The organism is Pseudaminobacter salicylatoxidans, from assembly GCF_003148475.1.
GTDB lineage: Bacteria > Pseudomonadota > Alphaproteobacteria > Rhizobiales > Rhizobiaceae > Pseudaminobacter > Pseudaminobacter salicylatoxidans.
Map to the genome: position 1 here is coordinate 128,307 of NZ_QGGG01000014.1, position 7,667 is coordinate 135,973.

Annotated in this window: 14 protein-coding genes; 7 read left to right on the top strand and 7 right to left on the bottom strand. The window is 60.5% G+C overall.

Annotation, left to right across the window (positions count from 1 at the left end; translation table 11 throughout):
• Positions 1-2 precede the first annotated feature (2 nt).
• The 5 genes from C7441_RS18475 (at position 3) to C7441_RS18495 (ending at position 1,976) form a co-directional block, all read left to right on the top strand.
• Positions 3-683, top strand: coding sequence for an SOS response-associated peptidase (locus tag C7441_RS18475; RefSeq protein WP_109614135.1), 681 nt, complete (start codon positions 3-5; stop codon positions 681-683).
• Positions 680-865 carry a hypothetical protein gene (locus C7441_RS18480; protein ID WP_109614136.1) on the top strand — a complete coding sequence of 62 codons (186 nt, stop codon included), beginning with the start codon at positions 680-682 and terminating at the stop codon, positions 863-865. The genes C7441_RS18475 and C7441_RS18480 overlap by 4 nt, the downstream gene beginning before the upstream one ends.
• A gap of 102 nt (positions 866-967) precedes the next feature.
• Positions 968-1,234, top strand: coding sequence for a hypothetical protein (locus C7441_RS18485; RefSeq protein WP_109614137.1), 267 nt, complete (start codon positions 968-970; stop codon positions 1,232-1,234).
• Positions 1,227-1,625: a hypothetical protein gene (locus C7441_RS18490; RefSeq protein ID WP_109614138.1), complete on the top strand. Its 399-nt coding sequence runs from the start codon at positions 1,227-1,229 to the stop codon at positions 1,623-1,625. Before C7441_RS18485 ends, C7441_RS18490 begins: the two co-directional genes overlap by 8 nt.
• A gap of 3 nt (positions 1,626-1,628) precedes the next feature.
• The gene (locus tag C7441_RS18495; protein WP_109614139.1) at positions 1,629-1,976 is read left to right on the top strand and encodes a helix-turn-helix domain-containing protein; all 348 of its coding nucleotides are present in this window, start codon (positions 1,629-1,631) and stop codon (positions 1,974-1,976) included.
• Between the two features lie 134 nt (positions 1,977-2,110).
• Here the strand turns inward: C7441_RS18495 and C7441_RS18500 are convergent, their stop codons facing one another.
• The 3 genes from C7441_RS18500 to C7441_RS18515 all read right to left on the bottom strand — a co-directional run bounded on the left by C7441_RS18500 (position 2,111) and on the right by C7441_RS18515 (position 3,900).
• A complete protein-coding gene (locus tag C7441_RS18500) occupies positions 2,111-2,473 on the bottom strand; it encodes a hypothetical protein (protein WP_109614140.1) in 363 nt (120 codons plus the stop codon).
• Positions 2,474-2,626: 153 nt separating this feature from the next.
• A complete protein-coding gene (locus C7441_RS18510) occupies positions 2,627-2,860 on the bottom strand; it encodes a hypothetical protein (protein WP_109614142.1) in 234 nt (77 codons plus the stop codon).
• The gene (locus C7441_RS18515) at positions 2,860-3,900 is read right to left on the bottom strand and encodes a glycoside hydrolase family 19 protein (protein ID WP_342353281.1); all 1,041 of its coding nucleotides are present in this window, start codon (positions 3,898-3,900) and stop codon (positions 2,860-2,862) included. Before C7441_RS18515 ends, C7441_RS18510 begins: the two co-directional genes overlap by 1 nt.
• A gap of 82 nt (positions 3,901-3,982) precedes the next feature.
• Between C7441_RS18515 and C7441_RS18520 the strand changes: the two genes are divergently transcribed.
• Positions 3,983-4,171: a hypothetical protein gene (locus tag C7441_RS18520; protein WP_146201526.1), complete on the top strand. Its 189-nt coding sequence runs from the start codon at positions 3,983-3,985 to the stop codon at positions 4,169-4,171.
• A gap of 110 nt (positions 4,172-4,281) precedes the next feature.
• Complete coding sequence (locus tag C7441_RS18525) at positions 4,282-4,542, top strand: hypothetical protein (protein ID WP_109614144.1); 261 nt, start codon at positions 4,282-4,284, stop codon at positions 4,540-4,542.
• A 167-nt stretch (positions 4,543-4,709) separates the two neighbouring features.
• Here the strand turns inward: C7441_RS18525 and C7441_RS24435 are convergent, their stop codons facing one another.
• The 4 genes from C7441_RS24435 to C7441_RS24140 all read right to left on the bottom strand — a co-directional run.
• Positions 4,710-5,096, bottom strand: coding sequence for a hypothetical protein (locus tag C7441_RS24435; protein WP_244916200.1), 387 nt, complete (start codon positions 5,094-5,096; stop codon positions 4,710-4,712).
• Positions 5,093-6,595, bottom strand: a complete 1,503-nt coding sequence (locus tag C7441_RS18535; protein ID WP_109614145.1) for a pyocin knob domain-containing protein — start codon at positions 6,593-6,595, stop codon at positions 5,093-5,095. Before C7441_RS18535 ends, C7441_RS24435 begins: the two co-directional genes overlap by 4 nt.
• A gap of 11 nt (positions 6,596-6,606) precedes the next feature.
• Entirely contained in the window at positions 6,607-7,179 is a 573-nt protein-coding gene (locus tag C7441_RS18540; protein WP_146201527.1) for a hypothetical protein, read from the bottom strand.
• A partial coding sequence (locus C7441_RS24140; protein WP_170125183.1) for a hypothetical protein occupies positions 7,164-7,667 on the bottom strand: 504 nt, incomplete at its 5' end. The genes C7441_RS24140 and C7441_RS18540, both read right to left, overlap by 16 nt.

The window sequence follows — 7,667 nt, forward strand, 5'->3', positions numbered from 1 at the left end:
CGATGTGCAACCTCTACAATCTTCGCATTCTCAAGAACTCGATTTTGGACAGGGCTGGCGCGGTTCGCGACCTCACGGGCTTCAACGAGCCTTCACGCGATGTCTACCCCGGCACGCTGGCGCCGATCGTGCGCACAGGCGCAGACAGTCAGCGCGAAATCGTTGCCGCGACATGGGGCATGCCCTCCCCGCCCGCATATGTGAAGAACTACGATCCCGGCTGCACGAACATTCGCAACACCGGATCGCCTCACTGGCGGCGGTGGCTTGGGCCGGAAAGCAGGTGCCTGGTTCCGTTGACCTCCTTTGCCGAGCCCGATCCCGCCAGCAAGGTCGAGGGCGGGCGCACGCCGAATGCATGGTTCGGCCTGACAGGCGGTGATCCTTTGGCCTTCTTCGCAGGGTTTTGGACGCCGTGGCGTGGCGTGAAGAAGGTCCGCGACGGCGAACGTGATTTCGAACTCTACGGCTTCCTGACGACCGAGCCGAACAGCGTCGTGAAGCCGGTTCATCAGAAAGCTATGCCGGTCATTCTGACCGCGGCTGAAGAACTGGATATCTGGATGCGGGCGCCATGGGCCGAGGCCAAAGCTCTGCAACGGCCGCTGCCAGATGACATGCTGCAAATCGTGGATGCACCGACACCGCCCGAAAAAGTAGAAATCCAGCCGAGCTTGCTATGACAGACCAGACAAACCGCCCCGAAGTGCCGGAATGGCAGGGCACCCGCCGTTGTTTTCACCCCGGCTGCGACGAGATCGCGCCGTTCGGCGTCAACACGCGCTATGGCGTCGAATGGTTCTGCGGCGGCGAACACTGGAAGGAAGCGCAGAAACGTCGCGTCTCGCCGGCGTCGACGAAGTAGCGAATAGCAATTTTCCGATTGACGCTATACTAAAAGTATAGCATAGTAGCCACATCAAAGACGCGGTGGGATTGGCCCGCTGCAAGAGGTAGGAGACCTGAAGTGATCACTGTTGACCGCGCCACCTTCGAGGCCCTGCTGGCAAAGTTCGAAATCACCACAGAACATGAGATCGATGTCGAATACAGCTACGACACGTTCTCCGATGCGGAAGGCGAAATGCTCGGGCTGATCTCGTATCATGCTCACCATGGCGACAGCTTCTCGTTGCACGGTGACGCTGAACAGCGCGCCCGCGACCTGCTCGGCCTGCCGCAGTCCGCCGATCTTGGCGGCAAGATCTACACGATCGAAGCCATCAATGGCTAAGCGCCCCTGGCTCGAAAGCACAGCCACCCTGTCGCTGTATTTCGGCGGTAGGAACCCCGGTGACAGCACCAGCGCAATTGGCTGGGCTGTGCTTGAAAACGATCCCACGGCTATTGCGAGCAGCGGCGAAATGATGATCCGCAGCGACCCGAACGCTGAAGCGGTCGCGCAATGGATCAGACATGGACGACCATCGCCTGTGGCGGTTTATCGTTACGACGAAAAAACATTTCCAGACAGCGTCCCGGCCAGCGAAGGCATGACGCTCGAGCAGCATAATATAGCAGCGGAAGAACTAAAGGCCGCGCTCGAAGATGCCGGCGCCACCGTCATCTTCCAGTGGCACTATCCGATGAAGGACCACCGCACACACAGATTTTCACTCAGGTAAGACATGACCACTTTCAAAGCCTCCCTTTCCATCTGTGGTCTTTCGCAGTTGGAGGCCTCTAATTTTCTTCAGGTCAGCTTGCCGACCGTGAAGGCGTGGTGCAGCGGCAAGTATAATCCGCCAATCGGCGTATGGCAGCAAATGGCCAGCCTTTTCGATCAGATACAAGAAGCCGCAGATGGCGCGGCCGAGGTTATGGATCTGGAAGGTATTGACCCCCGCGTCTACAATAACATCGAGGCGGATATTCGCGGTAATGAACTGCCAACCAAAGGAGCCATGCAAGCAGCGGGAGCAATGGCGCTTCTCATGGCAATTGCCGATGAATATCTTGAGGGCGTGTCGGGGTAGGAGGAGGTTTCGACTGCTCGCTTACGCGAGATAGCCCGTTGGCTGGAATCCATCTGACCATTACGCATAGATAGAAAAAAACCGCTCCGGCGAACCGGAGCGGGCTGACCATTTTGCTGGCGTCGGGAAGATGGTCAGGGCGGTGCCCTGCCTGTCATCGCGTACCAGTAAGCAGCGGCGCCGGCTGCGGCCGAGATCAGCGCCTTGCCAAGCCCCCAGAGCCCCCGGCCAAGCCGGCCGGCAAACACGACACGATCGCGGACCTGCGCATATTCGGCAGTCGTCGGCTTGATCGCATCTACCGCCTTCTCCAGACCATCGAGACGGTGCTTGATGTCGTGGATTTCCAGACGCATTGCTTCGGACGCCTCGTAGCCGCGCTTGCGACTTTCGGCAGCCTCTCTGCCCTGTTCCGTCAGCGTGGCCAGCGCGGCATTCACGTTCTTCAACTGCTCCTCGAGCCGCACCTGCCGCTCACCGATCGATTCACGCGTCATTGCCTGCCGTCCCGCCCGTGTCTTGCGCATTCCGATTTCGTCCAGACGCCGGCGCCGCACAGGCCTGCCGCCGTCTCGTCGATCTTCAGTTGATCGGCTGGTGTCATCCCCGTGGCGCCGATCAGCGAGGTTCCGACCACCTTACGCAGCCCCTCACCGGTCGCAGGCGCCGGCGGCGAAGTCGTACATGCCGCCAGCATCGTTGCAGCGACGCAAAGCATCGCGCCATTTCTCAGCCGTGTTGGCGGCATCGGTGTTCTCCTTGACGATCTGTTGGGTGAAAACGGCCTGCTCGACCGCACGACCAGCGCGATAAGCCTGCCAGTGACTGAAGCTGAGCGCGGCGATGACGGCCACCGCCGCGCCAAAGGCAAGGTAGACGCGCATCAGCCCAGCTCCTCTCGGACTTCCTTGACAGCCGCGACGACCTCATGACGGAAGATCAGGAACAAGGCGACCGCGGCGATAGCGACGCCGCCGATGGCAACGATGGCCTGCCAGTCGAAGCCTGCCAGCCATCCGAGACCAAGACCGGTGCCACCGCCGAAGATGCCGGTAAGCCAACCGAAGCGGTCGGTCTTCTCTTTCACCTTGGCCTCGACCGCGACCGGCACCACCGGTTTCTCAACCTGCTTTTCTTCGACCACGGGGGCAGCCTGTGCGTCCGGCGCCAACACCGCGCTCCTGGCCAGCAGCGCGCGATGTAGGGCGGCGCGCGTGCGCGGGCCGGCGATGCCGTCCGCCTTCTCCCCAGCCTGTTTCTGGAAGGCAGTGACGTTGCTGGGACCAAAGCCGAGCAGCACCAGCGCGGCGCGCGCATACCAGTCGAGCCGATCCTGATAGCCGGTCAGGCCGCCATTGATGGCCTTGGTGACCATTTCGATGTCGCCCTGGTCTGCATATCGACTGATGCCACGGCTGTCCCAGTACCAGATCGGGCCGAGACCTTCCCACGGATCGGTCAGCATCGCGTCCGGCGTCTTTTCGAAATCCGGGACCGGCAAGGCAGCACTACCCGGCGCGGCCAGCACCAGACCGCTCATCAGCTTCCGGCACCAGTCGCGGAAATCCCGCGTGTTGGCTCGCCCGGTGATCTGCATGCCGGTTCGACCGCGGAACAGGAAGCCGTCGCCAGCCCTGGTGTTGCCGAGCTTCTTCGCCAGCGAACCGGTATCGTATTTCTTCTGCTGGGCGGTCGGCCCCCACTTCTCGCGGTCGAAGACGAAGGCACCGCTTTCGTGCAGCACCTGAGCGAGAAACTGCGCCAGCCGGTGCGGCTGATCGAGACCGAACCGCGGGCCATAGCGCTGCAGCGCGACAACGACGCTGTTGGCATTGGCGGTCTGCGCCTTGGTCATCTTGCGACCGATAATCTTCTGAATGAGCGCAAGCGAAATCGCCGCGCCGGCGGGCACGGTTTTATCCATGGCTGGTCCTTTCTCGCCCAGATGGGCGCGATTGCAGATTTTGGAATTCGGATTAGACTCGGCCGCACTAGGAGATGCGGCGATGTTGAAGAGATCGCCAGGTGGCGGAGCGCGGCGCAACGAGCGACTGGTGTGGCTCTACTGGGTTCTGCTTGCCATCGTGGCCGTATTCGTACTTTGGGCTATCGCCTTCGTGGGCAGGAAGAACCTATCGGCTCAGGAGCCGACCGGAAGTGACATAATGGCGGTTTATCCGTCGACACACGTCTGAATACTCAGAGCGGTTCCTGCAGGGAAGCAGGTGGACCACCAGACGAAATGGCCTTGCCGACCGCGACCATCTGGCTAGATAGCCCGGCAAGAACCCCGCAGAGAGTGCTGATGACCGAAGAAGAACCCGGAATTGTCGTGTCGCCCCTGTCAGGTGAATTCACCAGGGACGGAATCACTGTCGTGGTCATCATCTATCGGGCGCTGGGTGGGGCAGGCTGGCTTCTCGAAGTCGTATACGACGAAGACATCGCCACCTCCTGGGAGGATCCGTTTGAAACCGATCAGGAGGCTCGCGACGAATTCCTTCGCACCGTCGAGCGAGAAGGGATCAACGCTTTCCTCGACGATGAAAGTAGCACGATCCATTGACTCGACACGCTGTCCCGGCTGCCGGTAGGCTCCCGTCAACGGGAGGAAGCTATGGGCGGCTGGGATCGATCACCGCAATACGGAGGCGGCAAAGCGCGCTGGTGGGACATATTGCTGACGATCGTGCTGATGGTCGCGTTCGCTGGCGGCTGGTGGTGGCTGAGAAGCTAGAGTTCAGCCGCAGATGTGAAGAACGCGTCGATCTGAGCTTCGTTAAAGTCGAGAGCGGAAAAACCTGCCTGCATCATCGGCTCGTCACGCACGAATGTCCCGCTGTATTCGAACGCGATCTGAACGGCCCGCTCCTGCGTCGAAATCCACGCCTCGACCTGATCAAGAAGGCCGTCCGTCAGAAGCTGGAGTTTGAACTGTCGTGCGGTCACGCGGTCTGGCACGTCCGGCTCTTCCTCGATGATGGAAGCGAGAGCCTTGATCGCATCCAGATCGTCGGAACTGACCTTGGATCCATCAGGAAACTCGATCTCTTCGCCATTGATGACCGTGAATTCATTCGTGCCGAGATGCTGAACGGCGGCATTCAAAAAAGGCGTCATGACACGGTGTCCACTTCGATGCAGATGAATTGCGTGGAGTAGTTGGATGCGTTGTCACCCAGGTTCGGAGAGAAGCCGAGACGCGCCAGCCATACATTGGTGTCGCTGCGCCGCTCTGCTGGTGTGAGATAGGACATGGCAGACACCGCCAGGCGAAACCTGTTCGTGCCCGTTCCAAGACCAGGTGCATCGAAGCCGGAAACACTACCTATCGATGCGCCGGTGCGAACATATGCGGCGCCGTCGTAATGCTTCATGCCGACGGCTATTCTGGCGCCGGACGTTGATGGACTTGTCGCTTCCACATAGGCAGTACAGAGAACGATCAACGACGAGGTCGGAGAGGACGGCGCAACCGAAATAAATCCACCATTCCCTGCGTACGCGGTCGCCGTCGTCGTTGCATAGGTGTTGTTGTCCAATGCTGTGACCACCTGCCGAATGGCACTCATGGCCGGCAAGCCGAGATTGGCGCGGCCTTGCGCGCGCTGCGCAGTATCGAACGCCTGCGCACCACCAACACTCAGAAGGAGCCCCGTCGCGTCGGAACCGATTTGGGACCATTGACCCCACGTGCCCGTGCCCCTAATCCGATACCAGAGCCCGCCGCCTGTGTTCCGATAAGGGTATGCGATTTGGATCAAATTCTGATCGGTCGTGTAACGCTTCACCTCACAATAGAAGAATTGACCAGACACCGGCGCATTGGCGTTGGTGGTGCCGAGTACATTCGGATGAAAACCGGGAGTTGTGATCGTGTTCCAATCGGCCGTGTCTGTGCTTGTCGCAGCTGTATCGCGCGCTGCAGTGAGGGTGGTCCGCGCAGCATTCGCATCTGCCGCCGTGAACAGGCTCTTGCCAACCGCAGTGCCGCCCAGCGTTTCTTGGGCCGTCGCAGCGTCTACATCATCCAGCAGCGTGCGCGCGAAAGGCGTCAGATCTGTGAGGGCAAGAGCATTCGTGCCGGTGTAATAGGCCAGCTTGTCGGCCGCGCCCGGCGATGGCATGCCCATCCCGCCGGCGCCAACACCGGGCTCGCCACGACCGTAGATATTCGGCCCGGCCCAATCGCCGGCAGCCGCCGATTTCTTGATGTAGAGCTTGAACGGGTCGGCCGTGACATCAAGATAGATGAAATCCTTCGCTGCCGTGTCGTAGGCCGCGCGCTGCGCCAGCGTGCCCATCGCATCGAAATTGATGTAGCTGAGCTTGTTCAGCCGATCCGCGATCGATGCCAGCCGGTCGTTTGCCTCGACCGCACTGGCAGCCTGCGCCGTCTCCCGAAAGATCGAATAGGCAAGATCAGCCCCGTTCGCACCGGGCCACGGATAGTCGAGCTCAAGGTGCGTGTCGTCGATCACGGTGCAGGGCACCGCCATGCCGGCGCAACAGAACAGGCCGCCGGTGACGAGCGCAAGCGACCATGCCGTGCCCGTGCCAACGACAGAAGTGGACCCGGCCGCCACCGTGACGGTGCCGGTCTTGTAAGACTGTGCCATGTGATGATGCCTCAGCGTTTGTCGTCAATGAGCGCTGCGAGCGCGTCTTCGATATCTTGTGAGGTCGTAGCCGACCGGATCCTAGCCTTCAGGCTCCTGCGCTTGCGCTCCATCTGTGCAATCGCCTCGTCCTGACGCGCGGCGTTTTCCATGATCGCGAGCCGGTCAGTCTCGTCATCTACCAGCGAGCCGCCACCTGTTTCGGCTTGTCGACGCTTTGCCGCATGCAGATCCGCCAGCGGCCCAAGCAGTGACCGCAGCCGCGCGGCGAAGGCACGGTCCAGCTCGGCTATCGCTTCGCCGCGCAAGCTCTCCAGGCGGTGTTCGGCCGGTGCCGCTGGTTCGTTGGATCGAAGCAGAACATCGTTAAGCGTGGCGACCGAGTTGATCGGCTTGCGGACTTTACGTCGATCAACGCGCATTTCGGTGTCTGGCCCCTTCCCATCCGCTGGGACCACGATACGCGTGCCCTTGGCGATTTCCGGAGGGAACATCGAGTTTGGAACGCGGCATTGCGTGACGATGCACCCTTTGCGGTCAACGACGAGATAGAACGTGCTGCGCGTACTCATGTGAACACCCAAATGCCGGAGTCGCACTTGACCGTGACAGAGCCGGTTTGGTTGGCAGATGTCTGAAGCGTGTTCCACGTCCAGATGTCATATCGAACCGTCGACGCGCCAGAAATACGCCGCATGACGTTTCGGCTGTCGGACACGGTGCCCGCGCCAGCCTGCGACCGGGCCTCACCAAACAATTCACCGGCGGACACGCTGGATGAGTTTCCGTTACGCTTTACCACAATGTAAGCATCGCACGTCGTGTTGCTCCCGGACCTGGTCGAGATCGCGGTCAGATCCACGAATTCGATAAATGGCTTTCCGGCAGGAACGTTGACGATGAGCGTTCCACGATGCCGCCATGCGCCATCATCGAAGTTGGTCGAACGTGTAAACGAATACGTCAGCGGCTCGAAACGCGAGAATGCATCGACATTGATCAGGTCCTCGATGACGGTGCCGTTCTGCAGGATCAGCTTCGCGTCGATCTTCGCTGCCGTGATGTTGGTGGC

Coding starts and splice junctions, on each gene's coding strand:
- C7441_RS18515 (WP_342353281.1), bottom strand. CDS start 3,900: ATGGATAAAACCGTGCCCGCCGGCGCGGCGATTTCGCTTGCGCTCATT.
- C7441_RS18520 (WP_146201526.1), top strand. CDS start 3,983: ATGTTGAAGAGATCGCCAGGTGGCGGAGCGCGGCGCAACGAGCGACTG.
- C7441_RS24435 (WP_244916200.1), bottom strand. CDS start 5,096: ATGACGCCTTTTTTGAATGCCGCCGTTCAGCATCTCGGCACGAATGAA.
- C7441_RS18475 (WP_109614135.1), top strand. CDS start 3: ATGTGCAACCTCTACAATCTTCGCATTCTCAAGAACTCGATTTTGGAC.
- C7441_RS18495 (WP_109614139.1), top strand. CDS start 1,629: ATGACCACTTTCAAAGCCTCCCTTTCCATCTGTGGTCTTTCGCAGTTG.
- C7441_RS18510 (WP_109614142.1), bottom strand. CDS start 2,860: ATGCGCGTCTACCTTGCCTTTGGCGCGGCGGTGGCCGTCATCGCCGCG.
- C7441_RS18480 (WP_109614136.1), top strand. CDS start 680: ATGACAGACCAGACAAACCGCCCCGAAGTGCCGGAATGGCAGGGCACC.
- C7441_RS18535 (WP_109614145.1), bottom strand. CDS start 6,595: ATGGCACAGTCTTACAAGACCGGCACCGTCACGGTGGCGGCCGGGTCC.
- C7441_RS18500 (WP_109614140.1), bottom strand. CDS start 2,473: ATGACGCGTGAATCGATCGGTGAGCGGCAGGTGCGGCTCGAGGAGCAG.
- C7441_RS18525 (WP_109614144.1), top strand. CDS start 4,282: ATGACCGAAGAAGAACCCGGAATTGTCGTGTCGCCCCTGTCAGGTGAA.
- C7441_RS18490 (WP_109614138.1), top strand. CDS start 1,227: ATGGCTAAGCGCCCCTGGCTCGAAAGCACAGCCACCCTGTCGCTGTAT.